This is a genomic window from Staphylococcus epidermidis, from assembly GCF_006742205.1.
GTDB classification, from domain to species: domain Bacteria; phylum Bacillota; class Bacilli; order Staphylococcales; family Staphylococcaceae; genus Staphylococcus; species Staphylococcus epidermidis.
Genome location: NZ_AP019721.1, coordinates 1504262 through 1523231 on the forward strand (window position 1 = coordinate 1504262; position 18970 = coordinate 1523231).

Consider the following 18970-nt stretch of genomic DNA (forward strand, 5'->3'; position numbering starts at 1 on the left):
GTACTCCAATTATTATCATAACAAAGCCAAAGATATTATTAAATTCTATTTTAAAATCTAAAAGGTTACTAACCAAATTTGATGGTTAGTAACCTAAAAAGTTCAACTAAATCATTGTCTAGATTTATAATGAACGGACTTGTTTTAAAATATTTTCTTTAGTGAATCCATACTTTTCAACTACTAAATCTCCAGGAGCACTAGCGCCAAAACTATTTATACCAATGACTTTACCTTCAATTCCAACATATTTATGCCAACCAAGTGGTGATGCCATTTCGATAGCTATACGTTTAGTAACATCAGAAGGTAAAATTGATTCTTTATATTCAGAAGATTGTTGTTCAAATGCGTACCAGTTTGGCATAGAAATAACTCGTACACCTTTACCTTGTTGCTCTAATTCTTTTGCGGCTTCTACAGCTAAATTAACTTCTGATCCAGATGCCAATAATAAATATTCAAGTTGTTGTTCTGTTTCAAAAACAATATATGCGCCTTTTCTCACACCATTTTCAACTGTTTGTTTATCAACATCCAAAGTTGGTAAATTTTGACGAGTTAACACTAATGATGTTGGTGTGTGTTCTGATTCAAGTGCAACTTCCCAAGCTACACGTGTTTCATTACCATCAGCTGGACGAATAACATTCATGTTAGGAATAGCACGAAGACCTGCTAATTGTTCAATAGGTTCGTGTGTAGGGCCATCTTCACCTACAGCAATTGAATCATGAGTAAAGATGAACGTTGAATTGAGTCCCATGATTGATGATAATCGTAAAGCTGGTTTTAGGTAATCACTGAATACAAAGAATGTTGCTGCATATGGATGAAGTCCACCATGTGCTGCCATGCCGTTTATTGCTGCTCCCATTGCAAATTCACGTACACCAAACCATACGTTTTTACCTTCTGGAGTATCTTTATTATAATCTTTAGCTTCTTTAACGTTAGATTTATTTGAACCTGCTAAGTCTGCTGATCCACCAAAGAATGAAGGTACAAACTCGCTTAATTTTTGAATTATTTCTCCTGAATCAGCTCTAGAAGCACCACTGTGATTTAAATCATATTCTGGTAAGGCATCAGCGTAATTATTTGGTAACTTACCACTCATTGCTAATTTAAATTCTTCAGCTAATTCCGGATAGGCTTCACTATAATTTTTAAGCATATTATTCCAAGCCTCTTCATTTTCATTTGCACGTTTTAACATTGTTGATTTAAATATTTCGTATACATCTTCAGGAACATTAAAACGTTTTTCAGGATCTAATCCATATTCTTTAAATGTAAGTGCACGTTCTTCTTCACCAAGTGGGGCACCATGAACTCCATTTGAACCAGCTTTATTAGGAGAACCAAAACCGATAATAGTTTTAACTTCGATAATAGTAGGTCCTTGTTGTGATTTAGCTTGAGTGATTGCATTATCAATCTCATCTAAATCGTTACCATTTTCAACTAGAATATAGTTCCAACCATAGGCTTCGAAACGCTGTTTTGTATCTTCAGAAAATGATTTATCTAAATCTCCATCTAAAGATATATCATTTGAATCATAAAGGACAATTAATTTATCTAACTGATTATGACCTGCAAAAGATGCAGCTTCATGTGAGATACCTTCCATTAAGTCACCATCTGACGCTAATACATAAGTGTAATGATTAACTATATCAAATTGGTCCTTATTAAATTTACCTGCTAAATGACTTTCTGCTAACGCCATCCCTACAGACATGGCAAAACCTTGACCTAATGGACCAGTAGTAACTTCTACGCCATCAGTATGTCTATATTCTGGATGTCCAGGCGTCTTCGAACCCCATTGTCTAAATTGTTTAAGTTCTTCAAGTTCTAAACTACCAGAGACATGTAATAAGCTATACAATAAAGCCGAACCATGACCTGCTGATAGAATAAATCTATCTCTATTAAAAAAATCTTTAGATTGAGGGTTAAAATTAAGGTGGCGCGTCCATAAAGTATACGCCATAGGTGCTGCTCCCATAGGTAATCCAGGGTGTCCTGAATTTGCTTTTTCGATTGCATCAATGCTTAAAGCACGTATCGTATCTATAGCTAATTGATCTTTTTCATTAAACATCGTTGTGTCTTCCCTTCTACAATTAATATCTATTTTTAATTATAACTTATTTTATTTTAAAATGATAAAGAAAAATCAGATAAATTAGATCTAAGGATATAACTGGATTCAAACTATATACGTAGTTTAACTCCCTAAAAGTTAATTAAAAATAAATTATTTCTAAGTAAATCATCAATGACTACGAAAATTTTCAACTTATATATCAATGATGGGTCGAGCTCTATTGTTTTATTTATTGTGTTTCTCTTCTTGTATCTTTTTTAACTTTTCAGGTGTCACATCATTTCCTTCAGGGTCAATGACCTTAGTATTTTCTATCTGTTGCTTAAACCCTTTTCTAAATTCTTCTAAATACTGTCTTCTTAATTTAGTCTGTTCTTTAGCCTCTTCATTGGTTAAGCCATGTTCTTTCTTTTTTCTGGCTAATTCATTTATTCTATCAATATTTAAATTTTCTTTACTCATTTGAAACCTCTTTCTTAATGCATTAAATTTTATTATTGCTATCATAATAATTAACAAATATTCTGTTAGTTTTAATAATACTTATTACTTGAGTAGAATATATCAAAAAAATAAGCATAACCAAATTGTTACGCTCATTTTACAGTAGATAATATGAAAGTTAATTAACTAATGCGAACACAGACTGATCATTCTGTTCGCTATTTTGTTTGTCTTTATAGTTTTGAGTAGTTCCTTGTTGATTATGTTGATGAATCTTGTGGTCAGTCATTTCGTACGTTTGTTCTGATTGAGCACCTTGGTTAACGCTTAAAAAGAAAGTTGAAAAAATAATACAAGATACTATTACTATTGTCATATATGTTAAAAATTTATATTTGTATTTTAAAATCATCCAATATCACTCCTAGAACATTTGTTTGTATAAGTAATTTATCAGAACATAAATTCTGTGTCAACAACATTACGAACAAATGTTTGTTAGAAAATGTAATTAATGATATAATAATCTCAAACAACAATAAGGAGTGCCTATTTATGAGAGAACTCACTAAGCGACAAAGTGAAATATATGATTATATTAAGAAAATTGTTCAAACAAAAGGTTATCCACCAAGTGTTCGAGAAATTGGCGAAGCTGTCGGTTTAGCTTCAAGTTCTACAGTACATGGACATTTATCTAGATTAGAAGAAAAAGGATATATAAGAAGAGATCCTACTAAACCTAGAGCTATCGAGATAGTTAGTGAACAATTAGATGAGGTAAATGTAGAGGAAACAATACATGTTCCGGTTATCGGTAAAGTTACAGCCGGCGTTCCAATTACAGCTGTAGAAAATATAGAAGAATATTTTCCACTACCAGAGCACTTAACTTCAACACATAACAGCGATATATTTATTTTAAATGTAGTTGGGGAAAGTATGATTGAAGCTGGAATATTAGATGGCGACAAAGTAATTGTACGAAGTCAAACTATTGCTGAAAATGGTGATATTATAGTAGCTATGACTGAAGATGAAGAAGCTACTGTTAAACGCTTCTATAAAGAAAAAAATCGTTATAGACTACAACCTGAAAATAGTACTATGGAGCCTATTTACTTAGATAATGTCATTGTAGTAGGTAAAGTAATAGGATTATATAGAGAAATGTAATAAATTTATAATCAATATCTTATTTTTAAGTGTAGGCCTCCTTATATTTTTTATATGGTTTAAAAAACAAATACCCTAGGACAGCAACTGATGTCCTAGGGTTATTTAATATATTAATTTCGATGCCAGTGTTAGTGTTAAGATAACGCTTTTATCAATTTTTTCACTCTAAACCACACCTGTTGCGAGAGAAAAATTCAATACAACTTCTGACCAACCGATTTTGTTTTTTTTTTCTTATCTAATATTTCTTTCACTTTTTCAAGTATATCAGTTTGTTTTTTATTTTTTTGCTTCATATTTATCTACATCCTTACGGACTATATTTACCCATAAGTCATATATATAAACATTTAACTTGTATAATTTTCGGTCCAAAAGGGTTGTCTTCGATCATTGAAATATACACCTACGCCCAAATAATCAAAATGGGTGTTTAAAATATTCTTTCTATGCCCCAATGAATTCATCAAACCTTCATGTGCATAGATACTATTCAATTGTCCATATGCTAAGTTTTCTCCAGCAGCATTAAATTCTATTCCATCTTTTTTTAATCTATCAAAAGGAGAAAGTTTCTTTTGATTTACATGGTCAAAATAATTATGCTTAACCATGTCAACACTATGCTTACGCGCAGTATGAGAAACATCCTTAGAATAATCTAATGTTTTTAAGCCATGCTGTTTTCTTTCAGCATTGACAATGTCAAAATTTTGCAACTCAAAACTCTTTGCAAGTAATTTAGATGGTTTCCCATATTGATATCTTAATCGATTTTCCATTTTCTCACTAACTTGTAATAATGACTTCACACCATTATCTCTGTGCTTATCATAAAATACTGTGGTATAAATATGGTCTTTATGGAAAACATCATATTCATTACTTTTTACATCAAAACCAACTTTCCCTTTTTTTATAACTTGAATCGGGGGCCCATATCTTTCCCTAACAACATCTTTAGGAGTATCATACTTAATTTGAGATTTTGATGAAATAAGATTTTGATTTGTATACAGTGCATTAACATGATTGTTAATATAACTCACCATCAAAAATTGATTATAATCATTTGAATAATATGTGTACCAATTTGTGCCATACACACTCGAAGTCATACGCTTATGTTGTCCCAATTGTGCTTCAACATCTTTTTTAGTCATATTCATCTGTATATTGTTGATTGCAAATTCTTGCTTTTTAGGAATCGCTAATTGAGTATTATCGTCATTTGAATCAGAATCAATCCATCGATTAATTTGATGACGTATATCATTTTGAGCTTTAATCATAAAAGTAGTTTCTTTGACTGGCGTAAAAATAACGATGCAAAGTAAAACTGTAATCAATAAAAGAAATCTTTTAATTGTATTCACCTACTACTTTTTACTAATCTCTATCACCATTAAAGATTGAATTTCTTACTATGACGTAATCAACTGTTCTTAATGACTTCAAGTCCTTTCCTCCTGCATATGAAATTGAACTCTGTAAATCTTGTTCCATTTCAGTAAGGGTATCTTTAAGAGATCCTTTGTGTTCTACAAACATTTTTTTACCTTCAACGTTCTTATGTTCACCTTTTTGATATTCTGAGGCACTACCAAAATATTCTTTATATTTTTTGCCATCTAGCTCGACGGTTTCACCCGGTGATTCCTCGTGGGCAGCAAATAAAGAGCCAATCATTACCATAGTGGCACCAAAACGAATTGATTTGGCTATATCACCGTGGGTTCTTAACCCTCCATCTGCAATAATAGGTTTTCTAGCTGCCTTATTACAAAGATTTAACGCAGAAAGTTGCCAACCTCCTGTACCAAATCCAGTTTTAATTTTAGTAATACATACTCTTCCTGGACCAATACCTACTTTTGTAGCATCTGCACCGGCATTCTCAAGTTCTCTTACTCCTTCAGGCGTCCCAACATTACCAGCTATCACAAAACTATTTGGTAAATGTTTTTTTATATGCTTAATCATATTTATAACTGAATTTGAGTGACCATGAGCAATATCAATTGTTATATATTCTGGTATGAGCGATGAAGAAGCTAATTTTTCAATAAAATTAAATTCGTTTTCTTTAACTCCAACAGAAATAGAAGCAAATAACCCTGCATGATGCATTTTTTTTATAAATGGAATTCTATTTTCTTCATTAAATCTATGCATGATATAAAAATAATCGTTTTCTGCAAACCATTGTGCAAGTTCTTCATTCATGACTGTTTGCATATTTGCTGGAACAACTGGCAATTTAAAAGTACGAGGCCCAAATTTAACCGAAGTATTACACTCAGATCTGCTTTCAACAATACATTTATTGGGAATTAATTGTATATCTTCATAATCAAAAATTTTCATCTTTTTTAACCCCTTACAATAGAATTAATCTTCAAAATGTTTAATGAAAATACGAATAATACCTTTAATTTTGTAAAAATCATTCATATTATTCATCCTTTTTAAATGTACATTGTTTTTCTTCTATTGTAAATGGACCTAAGTAGTAAATTTTTACCAACTAGATTTTTTTACACCTGGAATTTGACCTTTATGCGCATGTTCTCTAAATGCAATTCTAGACATTTCAAATTTACGTAACACACCTCTAGGTCTACCAGTTACTTTACATCTTCTAGTTAATCTAGTTGGAGATGAATCTCTTGGCAACTTTCTTAATGCTTCATAGTCCCCTTTTGCTTTTAATTCTTTACGTAACTCGTAATATTTATTTACTAATTCTTGTCTTTTTTGTTCTTTTGCTATTTTAGATTTCTTCGCCATATATTATAACCTCTTTCTACAAATCGTAATAATTACGTTTTATAGAATAACATATATTTCAAAATATACAAGTGAAAATTCTTCTAAGTACAAACTATAAAAAAAACTCCCCTATGAGTTAAGGAGAGTTTTCGTTTCAAATTGTCGTATTTGAAAGATAAGTAATTATTTTGTTTCACGATGTAACGTATATTTATTTAATCTTGGACAATATTTTTTCATTTCAATGCGTTCAGGATTATTACGTTTATTTTTAGTAGTAATATAGTTACGATCGCCACACTCTGTGCAAGCTAATGTAATATTTACGCGCACGTTAAACACCCTTTCTAATGTTGTTAGGAATTCTTACGATTTAAGATTGTATCATATAATTCAGTGGTAAGCAATCTAAGAATTTTAGATTATTTAAAGTTTTCATATGTTTCGTCTTGATTTGTCTCTAAATCTATTTGATTGATATCAATACCTAAAGCTTTTGCTACACCTTTCCCATATTCTGGATCAGCTTTATAGCAATGGCGAATGTGGCGAACTTTGACATCTTTAGAAACCCCATCCATTGCATTAGCTGTATTTGTGAAGATACGCTCTTTTGCATCTTCAGACTGTAATCTGAATAATTTACCTGGCTGTTCAAAGTAATTGTCATCATCCTGGCGATAATTATATTCATAACCATCACCATCTGTCGGGAATGGTGGCTTCTTGTGTTCAGGCTGTGACTCATATATACCTTGATTATTAGGATAATAATGTGGGCCTCCACCTTGGTTATTATCTAAGAAACGCATTTGTCCATCACGACTAAATGGACATAAGTTCTCAACTCCAACTCCCTTAGGTTGATTGACAGGAATCTGCCAATGATTAACTCCTAAACGATAACGTTGGGCATCTCCATATGAGAATAAACGTCCTTGTAGCATTTTATCTGGTGAATAATCTAACCCAGGAACAATATTTGTAGGCGTAAACGCTGCCTGCTCTACATCAAGAAAATAATTCTCAGGATTACGATTCAATTCAAATTCTCCCACTTCAATCAGTGGATAGTCTTTTTTATACCATACCTTTGTTAAATCAAAAGGATTGTCTGGATGATTTTTAGCTTGTTCCTCTGTCATAACTTGAATGTACATTTTCCATTTTGGATAATCTCCATTTTCGATAGCATTATATAAATCCCTCTGTGAAGAATCTCTATCCATACCTACAATTTTAGCTGCTTCCTCGTCAGTATAGTTTTCAATTCCTTGTTGTGTACGGAAATGATATTTTACCCATACACGTTCACCTTTATCATTATACATAGAATACGTATGAGAACCGAATCCATGCATATTTCGGAATCCTTTTGGCATACCTCTATCTGACATTAATATTGTCACTTGATGCAATGCTTCCGGTAGACCTGTCCAAAAGTCCCAGTTATTTTGTGCACTTCTCATATTTGTACGTGGATCTCGTTTTACAGCACGATTCAAACTAATAAATAGTTTAGGATCTCTAAAGAAGAAAACTGGCGTATTGTTACCTACTAAATCCCAGTTTCCATCTTCAGTGTAGAATTTCAAGGCAAACCCACGTATATCACGTTCTAAATCTGCTGCTCCACGTTCTCCTGAAACAGTAGAAAAACGTGCAAACATCTCTGTTTGTTTTCCGACTTCTGAGAATATTTTCGCATTTGTATATTGTGTGATGTCATTTGTAACTGTGAACGTACCAAATGCACCTGAACCTTTCGCATGCATACGACGTTCAGGAATCACTTCTCTATCGAAGTGAGAAATTTGTTCTAAATAATAAACGTCTTGCATTAATAATGGTCCACGTTGTCCTGCTGTCATACTATTTTCTCTATCCGAAACTGGCGCACCAAAAAGTCCAGTTAATTTTCCATCCTGTTTTGACATAGCAAGCTCCCCCTCACTTTTATATTTAATATTGATTACTATGTAGTATCTATTTTAATTAAACCCTTTTCCGATAGCAAATAAACTTATTTTAAAGTTATTGATAGAAAAATATAAGAAATATCAGAAAAATTTAACAATTACGCTTTAAAGTACTAAAAAGTTATTGAATAGTATCTTTAAAAAGATTAAAATGAGGGATATATTTTAAGATAGATGGGAGACGGCATATGGAAGATAATAATATGAAACGTGGTCTCAATTCGAGACATATATCCATGATAGCAATAGGTGGCGCTATAGGTACTGGACTTTTTGTGGCAACTGGAAGTGTCATTTCTCAAGCTGGCCCAGGAGGAGCTATATTAGCTTATATACTAATTGGTATTATGCTTTATTTTTTAATGTCATCAATAGGAGAATTAGCAACTTTCTATCCGGTTTCTGGTTCTTTTAGTTCATACTCTACCAGATTTGTTGATTCGTCACTTGGTTTTACAATGGGTTGGTTGTATTGGGGTATGTGGTCACTTGTAACAAGTGTAGATATCATTGTTGCTTCCAATGTATTACAATATTGGGATGTATTTAAAGTTTTAAATCCACTTACATGGAGCTTAATTTTCTTAACTCTGTTGTTTTTAATTAATATTTTTTCTGTTAAAGCTTTTGGAGAAACTGAGTTTTGGTTATCACTGATCAAAGTCATTACTATAATTGTATTTATTATTTTTGGAATTATGATGATTTTCGGTATTCTTGGTGGTCATACATATGGCTTTGAGAATTATACTAAAGGTCAAGCACCTTTTGTCGGTGGAATATCAGGCATATTAAGCGTTCTTTTAGTTGCAGGTTTTTCAGTTGGTGGTACTGAAGTAGTCGCAGTAACAGCTGGTGAATCAAATAATCCCGAAAAATCAATGCCTAAAGCTATAAAACAGGTATTTTGGAGAATATTACTCTTTTACGTATTGTCTATAGCTGTGATAGCTGCCATCATTCCATATACGGATCCACTTTTACTTAATGAAAATGAGTCTGTATCACAAAGTCCGTTTACAATTGTTTTCGATAGAATAGGGATCGCTTTTGCTGCATCAGTCATCAACGCTGTTATCTTAACATCATTATTATCAGCAGCTAACTCTGGTATTTATACAACAAGTAGAATGCTATTTTCTTTAAGTGCTGATAAACAAGCACCTAAATTCTTTGGAAAACTCAATGATAAAACTAAATTACCTATGCGTGCATTAATTACAACATATATTATTATTGTATTAGTCATTGTTTATGCTAATTTTAATGCTAATGCTGTATTTAACTTATTAAATATCATAGGATCTATGGTTATTGTAGTTTGGGGATCTAGTATTTGGTCACAAATTAGATTAAGACAAGCAATTAAAAAACAGGGTAAAAATCCAGATAAACTGTTGCCATATAAAGCACCTTTTTACCCAGTCGGACCTATTATTGTCCTTTTCACATTATTATTCTTATTATTAGGTAGTTCCTTTGGTAGTATCGCATCTGGTGATATTTTAGGTGTCATTCGAAACTTTACACCATTATTTATTCTAGCTATCATCTATATTGCTCATAAATTAATCAAACGGACACATTTTGTCAAACTGGAAGAAATAGATTTAACTCCGCATAATTACAAGAATTAATTATTAAGAAGGCCTGTGACGTGTATTTTTGTCACAGGCCTTTTTAATATTAGTAATTGATAGTTGAACTCAAAATGCATACATCAATTTCAATATCAGTAATCTCAATGCTAAAGAGTATTTCATACTTAATTTCTACTGAAAATATATGTCGAGACTATAGACTATAGTGGAGCTTCGAATTCGATAGGAAATTTGTTCACCCTCTTTTGAATGATTTAACACCATATATAAATTTTCGTTATTTTATGATTAAAACTTATAATGTATAATAAAGATAATAAAATGGTATAGAGGTGGATAACATGGTTGGACAAACAAATTTATTCGATGATGTTATAAAGAAAGAGGAACGCTTTGTTATAGTTGTTCAAGCACTTGAAGAAAAAAATGGTAAGCTCTTAAAACGGACTTTGAGAGAATATCCAAGCTTAGAGCACACGCAAATGAATGACCTTTTCTCTCATCTTAAAGAAGTATTTCTTGAAGAACCTTTTGGGGTCAATCAATCAGCATATAGCATTACTGTTTATACAAACCTAGATTATGCCGCAGATCAAGTATATGCACATGTTAAACGCTATAAAGGAAAACATGACTGGACACATACTGCGAAATAGCAAATCAATTGAAAGTCTCGATTTTCAATTGATTTGAAAGAAAAAGTAAATAAAGATTTAAATATATTCAATAAAGAAATTGTAGGCATGGATGAAGGTTAATTATGTAACTTATATTATGAATAAAGAAGCCCGTAAATAAATTTTGAAAATTCATTTACGGGCTATTATTCTAGATTATGTTTCAGACTTATATATTATATTAAAAAGAAAATTTTTTAATTATATTTATATCGACAGTTTTTTATGACTTACTACTTATATTTAGAGAAGTCAGATTCAATTAACCTTAAAATTATTAATTTACATATTAATTCATTGTAATAATACTTTAAACCAAAAGTTCTTTTAAAGCATAAGGAATACCGTTAGAATTATTATCTAAAGTTACCTCGTCAGCAATTTTCTTGAGTTCATCACTAGCATTTCCCATTGCTACAGAATATCCAGCAACTTCAAACATTGACTTATCATTCAAACTGTCCCCGAATACTATAACTTCTTCTAGAGAAATTTGTAATCTTTTACAAAGTGCTTTTATTGCGTTCCCCTTCGAAACATTCTTTGCCATAAACTCTAGGAAAAAAGGCTTACTCGTTGTCACATCAATATCATTATTGAAGTAACCATCCAATTCAATACGTGCTTCGGTAATATGACCTACATAATCCACACCCATAACTTTGGGTACACTATGATTAATATATTCCTTCAAATCAGCAACACGATTCATTGGTAATCCGGTAAGTTGTGATTCTATGTTCATATATTCATGACTACTATCGTGAATGATATATCCATTATCATAAGTAAGTACTAAAAAGTTCTTATCTCTACAATAATCTACAATATTATCGAAATCTTCCTTTGAAACAGGCTGATCGACCTCTACATTTTCATTAGCCATATTTATAGTTTTACCTCCATTATAACTAATAATGAAGCTGTTATATTTATTTAACTCTAATTCTCTCGCAGTAGGTAACATACCTTCTGTTGGTCTACCTGAGGCCAATACCACATAATAACCACGCTTTTGAATATCTAATAAGTAAGATTTTGTCTCAATGGATAATTTATTATCACTATTCATTAAAGTATCATCCATATCTAAAACTACCATTTTATACTGAGTCATATAGTATAGAACTCCTTTCAAGAGTTATTAAAAGTTTATTCTTAACTATATTTTACAATAATTTAGGACTTTAGGTACACCACTTCATCTTTAACACCTATTTCATTAATTGTTACTAGTTCTGAAGCACAATTATTAATTTTCTCACGTAGTGTTCTAACTAATTTACCACTTTTTTCTTTTGGACAAAGAGTGAGTATCGTAGGTCCAGCTCCACTTATAACAGTTGCATATGCATCATGTTGACGTGATAGTTTACGTACTTGATTGAATTCTGGAATAAGGTGTTGCCTATATGGTTCATGAAAACCATCTTGTTCCATCATCTTTCCAGCAAGTTTATATTTATGCTGAATGAGAGCACAAATCATAGTGTTACTAATGGCACTATTTTGCACAGCACCTTTATGTGAAAATGTATCGGGTAAGACCCTTCTAGAGTCTTCTGTACGAAGCTCATATGGAGGTATAGTTAAAATTATATCTACGTGCGGAACTTCTATTCTAGCAACATCTGTTATTTTAGTTATTGGATTATAAAAACCTGCAATCAAACCTCCATATATTGTAGGTGCTACATTATCAGGGTGTCCCTCAATTTCAGTCGCTAGTTGTAACAATTCGTATTTAGATAATTGAATATTACCAAAGTAATTAGCAATAAAAAGAGCACCGACTAATGCAGAAGCAGATGAACCTAGTCCTCTAGCTAATGGAATATCACTTCTCATTTCAATTTGCAAGCTTGGAAGTGTAACATTGTATTTACGCGCAACATTTAGAGCAGTTTGATAAATATAATTATTCTCATCTTTAGGTAAACCTTCTAGTTCTGAACTATAATATAGAAATTCCCAATTAGCTCTTTCAATCTTACGTATAGACATATGCAAATATTTATCCAATGCCATACCAATTGAGTCAAAACCTACACCTAGATTCGCGGTTGATGCAGGGATTTTAAGTTTTAAAACTTCCTCCATACTAGATTGCCCCTTTGATGTATCTAATTATACTTTCTTTATTATTAGGTAAAGGTTGAATAGGATTATCTAAGAGAGAAATAGCTGTGTCAGGATCTTTAAGTCCATTCCCAGTTAATATTGCAACTATCTTTTTACCTTTAGGTAACTTACCAGAGCGATGAAGTTTGATTAGACCTGCAATTGAAGCATTACTCGCTGGTTCACTAAAAACACCTTCATTTGTTGTCATTAACTGATAAGCTTCTAAAATTTCTTCATCTATCACACTATCAATTAAACCATTTGATTCATCTAGTGCATTAACAGCTTTTTGCCAACTAGCAGGATTCCCTATTCGGATAGCTGTAGCTATTGTTTCTGGATTTTTGATTATTTTATTTTGAACAATTGGAGATGCTCCTTCTGCTTGGAAGCCAAACATTTGTGGTAATTGTGTATTCTTTTTATTATGATATTCAACAAATCCTTGCCAATAAGCAGTTATATTACCTGCATTTCCCACTGGTATTGCTAAAATGTCAGGGGCTTGACCATCTAACTGTTCAACAATTTCAAAGGCACCCGTCTTTTGTCCTTCAATCCTAAATGGATTAACAGAATTAACTAATTCAATTTCATCATTTTCTTCAGCAATCTCTTTTACAATTTCTAGTGCTTCATCGAAGTTTCCTTCTATAGAAACAATTTCTGCACCATACATAACTGCTTGTGATAATTTACCTAATGCTATTTTACCTTCAGGAATTACGACAATTGCTTTTAAACCAGCTCTTGCAGCATAAGCAGCTGCTGATGCTGAAGTATTACCAGTTGAAGCACAAATAACAACTTTTTTCCCTTGTTCTTTTGCCTTTGTTACAGCCATAACCATACCACGATCTTTAAATGAGCCAGTCGGATTTGCTCCTTCATATTTAACATATAATTCAATATCTAATTTTTGAGAAAGATTTTCACAATAAATAAGTGGTGTATGTCCTTCATTGAGTGTTAGTGCTGGTGTAGATTGATTGACTGGTAAATATTCTTTAAATTCTTTAACTAATCCTTGCCATCTTTTCATAATTATTAAACTCCCTCTACAGGATAAACTTTCTTGATATTAAATCCTGATTGATTTAGAACTTTTTCTGGAGATGTTTCTATTCCAGTAACGATAATTGCATAAGTATCTTGATCCCTCTCAACAAGTTGCAACGATTTATGGAATGGTAATTTCTTTTTAATGTCATATTCAACTTTCTCCAAAGATTTATTATTGTTACTAATTACTATATAGTAATTAGATTTCTCTTGAATAACCACTGGTTCTGCACCATCCATCATTTCTTTAGTTTCCTCTGTCTTTAATTCAAAATGAGGTGGTAAAGTGTGTAAGTTTGATTCAAAGAAAAGTGCCACATTTAATAAATCACTTACAACTGCACTTCCTGTTGCTAAACTACCTGCACCTTTACCATAAAACATTGTATCGCCAACAGCATCACCTATAACATATATTGCATTGTATTCGTTCTCTACAGCTGCAAGTTGGTGATTCTTATGTATCAGTGTCGGTTCCACAGAAGCATTCACATATCCATTTTCATATGTACCTTTACCTATTGATTTAATTTTATAATTTAATGCGCTTGCTGCATTGATGTCTGCTAATGTAATGTCACTAATTCCTACCGATTTAACATCATTCAGTTTAATGACTTGGTTAAAAGATAAATAAGATGTAATAACTACCTTTCTTGCAGCATCTACACCTTCTACATCATCTGTTGGATCAGCTTCAGCAAATCCTAATCTTTGTGCTTCTTCTAACGCATCTTTAAAAGTTGTTTGTTCATGAGTCATTTTTGAGAGAATAAAGTTAGAAGTTCCGTTAAATATTCCCATAAATTTAGAAATATTATTTGCATTCAGTCCGTTATTAATAGCATTGACAATAGGGATACCACCTGCCACACTTGCTTCAAATTTAAGAGCGACGCCATTTTCTTCAGCTAAGTCTTCTAATAATTTTAAATGGATAGCTAGTAAATCCTTATTTGCTGTAATCACATGTTTTTTATTTTTAAGGGCTGTTCTTAACCAATCAACAGTAGGTTCAATACCACCCATAACTTCAACGACTATATCAATAGAATTGTCATTTAAGATGTCATTAATATCTTCTGTAAGATGATATTGACTAATATTTAACGGACGTTTCTTAGATTTATCTCGGACTAGAATATGTTTAATGACAATATCCTTATTGATGGTGTCTTTAATCTGTTGTCTATTCTCTTCAATAATCTTTACAACACCTGATCCGACTGTTCCCAAACCAAGTAATGCGATATTTAACTCTTTCATGTAAATTACCTCCGTTTGTGCTTTTGAGAAAAACAATTGTACTGTTGAAAAATACTAGATAATGGTTTAGTATAAAATCATTCTAAATTTTTGTAAAGTTCTTAATATTGAAAATATAAATCTATATTACCATGCTTAATCAGAAAACTAAATAAAATTTTCTGATTTTTTAGAAAGGTAGGAAAATTATGAAAGTTGCTAAGTTTGGTGGAAGTTCTGTATCAACTGCAGAACAAATTAAAAAGGTATTAACTATAGTGAATGAAGACCCTGAACGTAAAATCATTATCGTTTCAGCTCCAGGCAAAAGGCATAATGACGACATTAAAACTACTGATTTATTAATTCGTCTCTATGAAAAAGTACTTAATAAATTAAATTATGAAAGTAAAAAACAAGAAATTATCCAAAGATATGCTGATATAGTAGAAGAATTAGGTATAGGAAATGACATTTTAATAACAATTAATGACACTTTAGAGGAATACATTAAACATCTTTCTGACAAACCTAACCGTTTATATGATGCTTTATTATCTTGTGGCGAAAATTTTAATGCTCAATTAATAGCCCAGTATAATAATAGTCAAGGTATTCCTACTCGTTATATTTCTCCTAAAGAAGCTGGATTAACTGTAACTGATTTACCACAGCAAGCTCAAATTTTAGATTCCGCATATAATGAAATATACAAATTGCGTGATTATGATGAAAAGCTAATTATTCCTGGTTTTTTCGGAGTTTCAAAGCAAAATTATATCGTTACGTTTCCACGCGGTGGTTCTGACATAACTGGTGCTATCATAGCACGTGGCGTCCGAGCCTCACTTTATGAGAACTTCACTGATGTATCAGGAATATATAAAGCTAATCCGAATATCATAAATAATCCTGAACTCATAGAGGAAATAACTTATAGAGAAATGCGAGAGCTATCTTATGCAGGATTTGGAGTTTTTCACGATGAAGCTCTACAACCTTTATACAAAGATCGAATTCCCGTAGTTATCAAAAATACTAATCGTCCAAATGATAAAGGGACCTACATTTTACATGACCGTGAAATCGATTCTAAAAATGTCATTAGTGGAATTAGTTGTGATAAAGGCTTTACTGTGATTAATATTAAAAAATATTTAATGAATAGATTAGTTGGATTTACACGAAAGATTCTTGGCGTTTTAGAAGAATTTAATATATCATTTGACCACATGCCTTCTGGTATTGATAACATAAGTATTATCATGCGTACAAATCAAATTCAAGGTAAAGAAAGTCAAGTTCTTAATGCCATACGCAAACGTTGTGAAGTTGATGAATTAAGTATCGACCATGATTTAGCAGTACTAATGATTGTTGGTGAAGGTATGAATCAAGTTGTTGGTACAGCTAGTAAAATTACTCACGCCCTTTCAGAATCAAACATTAATTTAATAATGATTAACCAAGGTGCTTCTGAAATTTCAATGATGTTTGGAATTCATGAAGCAGATGCTGAAAAAGCAGTATTATCTACGTACGAATTTTGTTACAACGGTGTTTGTTTAAAAAATTTGTGTAAATAAAATAAAAAAGATTTCTACATCACTTTCAATACATAAAGTAAATTTATTAACTCTGTATCAATGATGTAGAAATCTTTTTAAGATATCTTTTTAGTGGAACTATTTACTATAGCTTTTTTAATACGCTGTTCACCTACTACCAATTTTAAAATATAGAATTGATAATAACTAAGAGAATCAATAACAGCTTTATAATTACTAAACTGATGATATTTTTGTTCACTCATTAAATCATACATAAGAACTATTTCTGGCTTAATATAATCTACGTTCCAACTTAAAGAATGAAAATATATATTATTTTTTGGTAAACGTATATGATGATCTAACCTAAATAGCCATTCATCATTTACAACATCATAAACAAATATTGTCATGACTTCTGTATCGTTTTTAAAGACTTTAACATGTTCAACATCTGATAAAGATAAAGATTCTCTTAATCTTTCATATAACTGATTATCATAATAGTGAATCGTAAATTCTTCAGGAATCACCCTGATAATTTCCAATAACTTTTTGCGCTCAACACAAATATCTATTTTCGATGGTAATATAAAATCATCATTCAGAAATAGATGCATCGCTACCTCGCCGTGAAATTTGAATAAATGAGATGATGTTTTCCTTAAAATTTCGACTATTTTATTCACTGGTTTTTCTTCTTTAACAAACATGTTACCACCCCTATAGCAAGCGCTTTCACAATCAAATTATACATTTTCTTTTTTCACTTATCAAACAAATAAATGTGAACATTTAGTAAAATTTATTTTATTTTCAATAAAATTATTTTCATAAAAAGTTACTATATCACTATTCGCTACGCATATGATAGGGCTCTCATAAAAATTCACGAAAGTTTAATTGATATGTAAATATTTCGTCACTACTATTTGATAAAACACATTTCCCCTTTCATTTTCATTGAACTCAAAATTTAAGAAGTTTATAATTTATCTTGCAAATAGAATTTAATATTAAAAGATTTGGGTGAGTAGTAATGTCTTTAACGATTATCTTATCTATAATAATTATTATTTTGATTATGGCTATGGTTCTTAATCAAAAATTTATGAAAGATAGGGTTGAAACAGAAGAATATGCTAGAAATCAATTAATCTCTAAAAATTCAATTTTAAGTGAAGAAAATTTATCATTGAAAAACCAAATGTTAAGTACAAACAATGACGTCGGTCAACACGCTTTTAAAAACGCCAAGCGTGAATTAAGAAAAATATTAAATAGATTTAAAGAAGAGGGTCGTTTACGATCATATACAATTGTTCCTACGAGTAATTTGGCTGTTAAACATCCCCTTTTCGAATATGCACGTTCATTCGATTTTATTATCATTACTGATGTTGGTTTGATAAATGTGGATGTTAAAAATTGGAACCAAAAAACGTTTTATCATTTTGATGTGCCAGATCAACATCTTGAAGAAGGACAACCACAATATAATACCGAAAAAGTTGTCGGTCATTATATTAGCAATCGATATCATAGTCAGTTTAAAACAACACGTTCTGGTGTCTATACTTTTATTGAGATTTTACAGGATAATCGTGTAATATATGAATTTTATGACCACGATCCATACGATAAAGCCGCAAACAATGCAAAAGCATTAAAAGATAAAATTGAAAATGATTATAATTTTAAAATTCAAAGTATTGGCGTCATATATTTTAGTGATGGTAGCGTTAATATTATTGAAGGATCCGACGAGAGTGATAAATACGTCGACACCGTATCTACACCGATATCACTTGAAAAAGTAATTGAGGAAGCTATCGATTTATCTAAGCACCCCCTTACTGATAAACAAATCGAAGAAATTTCTGAAAACTTTAAACAACATATGAATAATTAAAATTCAAAAAGAGTTTGGGGCATGAAGTTATTTGACTAATAAAAAGACAATTTCTATTTATAAAATGTAGAAATTGTCTTTTTATTATAATTATTTAAATTGTTGAGCAACTACTTTTTTTATATTCATTAGCATTAATACAAATGCAATTTCTCTTTTGACTTTAATTATGTTTCGAATCGACATTCTGATGAAACTTAAAATAACTTTCGTAAATCCATCAACAAGTTCCACATCAAATTTCTTTAACTGCAAACGTTTCTTCTAAAATAAGAAATCTTATCCCAATTTGAATTTTAAAATATC

General features: G+C 31.2%; 18 protein-coding genes. 5 read left to right on the forward strand and 13 right to left on the reverse strand.

Going from position 1 to position 18970, the window contains the following annotated elements:
• Nucleotides 1-124 precede the first annotated feature (124 nt).
• The 3 genes from tkt to sosA all read right to left on the reverse strand — a co-directional run bounded on the left by tkt (nucleotide 125) and on the right by sosA (nucleotide 2975).
• Nucleotides 125-2113, reverse strand: a complete 1989-nt coding sequence (tkt, locus tag FNL83_RS07345; protein ID WP_001831061.1) for a transketolase — start codon at nucleotides 2111-2113, stop codon at nucleotides 125-127.
• A 231-nt stretch (nucleotides 2114-2344) separates the two neighbouring features.
• The gene (locus tag FNL83_RS07350; protein ID WP_001831015.1) at nucleotides 2345-2581 is read right to left on the reverse strand and encodes a DUF896 domain-containing protein; all 237 of its coding nucleotides are present in this window, start codon (nucleotides 2579-2581) and stop codon (nucleotides 2345-2347) included.
• A gap of 160 nt (nucleotides 2582-2741) precedes the next feature.
• Nucleotides 2742-2975: a DNA damage-induced cell division inhibitor SosA gene (sosA, locus tag FNL83_RS07355; protein ID WP_001831148.1), complete on the reverse strand. Its 234-nt coding sequence runs from the start codon at nucleotides 2973-2975 to the stop codon at nucleotides 2742-2744.
• A 143-nt stretch (nucleotides 2976-3118) separates the two neighbouring features.
• On the opposite strand from sosA, the gene lexA reads away from it, so the two are divergent.
• Entirely contained in the window at nucleotides 3119-3739 is a 621-nt protein-coding gene (lexA, locus tag FNL83_RS07360; protein WP_001831182.1) for a transcriptional repressor LexA, read from the forward strand.
• Between the two features lie 353 nt (nucleotides 3740-4092).
• Here the strand turns inward: lexA and FNL83_RS07370 are convergent, their stop codons facing one another.
• From FNL83_RS07370 to FNL83_RS07390, 5 genes are all read right to left on the reverse strand, one after another.
• Nucleotides 4093-5118 carry a CAP domain-containing protein gene (locus FNL83_RS07370; protein WP_002439636.1) on the reverse strand — a complete coding sequence of 342 codons (1026 nt, stop codon included), beginning with the start codon at nucleotides 5116-5118 and terminating at the stop codon, nucleotides 4093-4095.
• A 13-nt stretch (nucleotides 5119-5131) separates the two neighbouring features.
• Nucleotides 5132-6109 (reverse strand): GMP reductase, encoded by a 978-nt coding sequence (gene guaC / locus FNL83_RS07375; protein ID WP_001832645.1) that lies wholly within the window; start codon nucleotides 6107-6109, stop codon nucleotides 5132-5134.
• A 153-nt stretch (nucleotides 6110-6262) separates the two neighbouring features.
• Nucleotides 6263-6532, reverse strand: a complete 270-nt coding sequence (gene rpsN / locus FNL83_RS07380) for a 30S ribosomal protein S14 (RefSeq protein WP_001831302.1) — start codon at nucleotides 6530-6532, stop codon at nucleotides 6263-6265.
• Nucleotides 6533-6697: 165 nt separating this feature from the next.
• The gene (gene rpmG / locus FNL83_RS07385) at nucleotides 6698-6847 is read right to left on the reverse strand and encodes a 50S ribosomal protein L33 (RefSeq protein WP_001831295.1); all 150 of its coding nucleotides are present in this window, start codon (nucleotides 6845-6847) and stop codon (nucleotides 6698-6700) included.
• Nucleotides 6848-6936: 89 nt separating this feature from the next.
• On the reverse strand, nucleotides 6937-8451 hold the full coding sequence (locus FNL83_RS07390; RefSeq protein ID WP_001831169.1) for a catalase: 1515 nt from the start codon (nucleotides 8449-8451) through the stop codon (nucleotides 6937-6939).
• A gap of 230 nt (nucleotides 8452-8681) precedes the next feature.
• Here FNL83_RS07390 and FNL83_RS07395 point away from each other — a divergent pair, with 230 nt between their 5' ends.
• Together FNL83_RS07395 and FNL83_RS07400 are read left to right on the forward strand one after the other, a co-directional pair.
• Nucleotides 8682-10130 carry an amino acid permease gene (locus FNL83_RS07395; RefSeq protein ID WP_002456211.1) on the forward strand — a complete coding sequence of 483 codons (1449 nt, stop codon included), beginning with the start codon at nucleotides 8682-8684 and terminating at the stop codon, nucleotides 10128-10130.
• 305 nt (nucleotides 10131-10435) lie between these two features.
• On the forward strand, nucleotides 10436-10750 hold the full coding sequence (locus FNL83_RS07400; protein ID WP_002439628.1) for a hypothetical protein: 315 nt from the start codon (nucleotides 10436-10438) through the stop codon (nucleotides 10748-10750).
• Between the two features lie 331 nt (nucleotides 10751-11081).
• Here the strand turns inward: FNL83_RS07400 and FNL83_RS07405 are convergent, their stop codons facing one another.
• From FNL83_RS07405 to FNL83_RS07420, 4 genes are all read right to left on the reverse strand, one after another.
• Nucleotides 11082-11888: a Cof-type HAD-IIB family hydrolase gene (locus FNL83_RS07405; protein ID WP_001829516.1), complete on the reverse strand. Its 807-nt coding sequence runs from the start codon at nucleotides 11886-11888 to the stop codon at nucleotides 11082-11084.
• A 62-nt stretch (nucleotides 11889-11950) separates the two neighbouring features.
• Nucleotides 11951-12871 carry a homoserine kinase gene (gene thrB / locus FNL83_RS07410; protein ID WP_002456538.1) on the reverse strand — a complete coding sequence of 307 codons (921 nt, stop codon included), beginning with the start codon at nucleotides 12869-12871 and terminating at the stop codon, nucleotides 11951-11953.
• Between the two features lies 1 nt (nucleotide 12872).
• Complete coding sequence (thrC, locus tag FNL83_RS07415; protein ID WP_002456539.1) at nucleotides 12873-13937, reverse strand: threonine synthase; 1065 nt, start codon at nucleotides 13935-13937, stop codon at nucleotides 12873-12875.
• A gap of 5 nt (nucleotides 13938-13942) precedes the next feature.
• Nucleotides 13943-15223 (reverse strand): homoserine dehydrogenase, encoded by a 1281-nt coding sequence (locus tag FNL83_RS07420; RefSeq protein ID WP_002468463.1) that lies wholly within the window; start codon nucleotides 15221-15223, stop codon nucleotides 13943-13945.
• Nucleotides 15224-15411: 188 nt separating this feature from the next.
• On the opposite strand from FNL83_RS07420, the gene FNL83_RS07425 reads away from it, so the two are divergent.
• Nucleotides 15412-16788 carry an aspartate kinase gene (locus tag FNL83_RS07425; protein WP_001829461.1) on the forward strand — a complete coding sequence of 459 codons (1377 nt, stop codon included), beginning with the start codon at nucleotides 15412-15414 and terminating at the stop codon, nucleotides 16786-16788.
• 77 nt (nucleotides 16789-16865) lie between these two features.
• Here the strand turns inward: FNL83_RS07425 and FNL83_RS07430 are convergent, their stop codons facing one another.
• Complete coding sequence (locus tag FNL83_RS07430; RefSeq protein ID WP_002439621.1) at nucleotides 16866-17465, reverse strand: hypothetical protein; 600 nt, start codon at nucleotides 17463-17465, stop codon at nucleotides 16866-16868.
• Between the two features lie 326 nt (nucleotides 17466-17791).
• Between FNL83_RS07430 and FNL83_RS07435 the strand changes: the two genes are divergently transcribed.
• Complete coding sequence (locus tag FNL83_RS07435; RefSeq protein WP_002468460.1) at nucleotides 17792-18664, forward strand: hypothetical protein; 873 nt, start codon at nucleotides 17792-17794, stop codon at nucleotides 18662-18664.
• Nucleotides 18665-18970 lie beyond the last annotated feature (306 nt).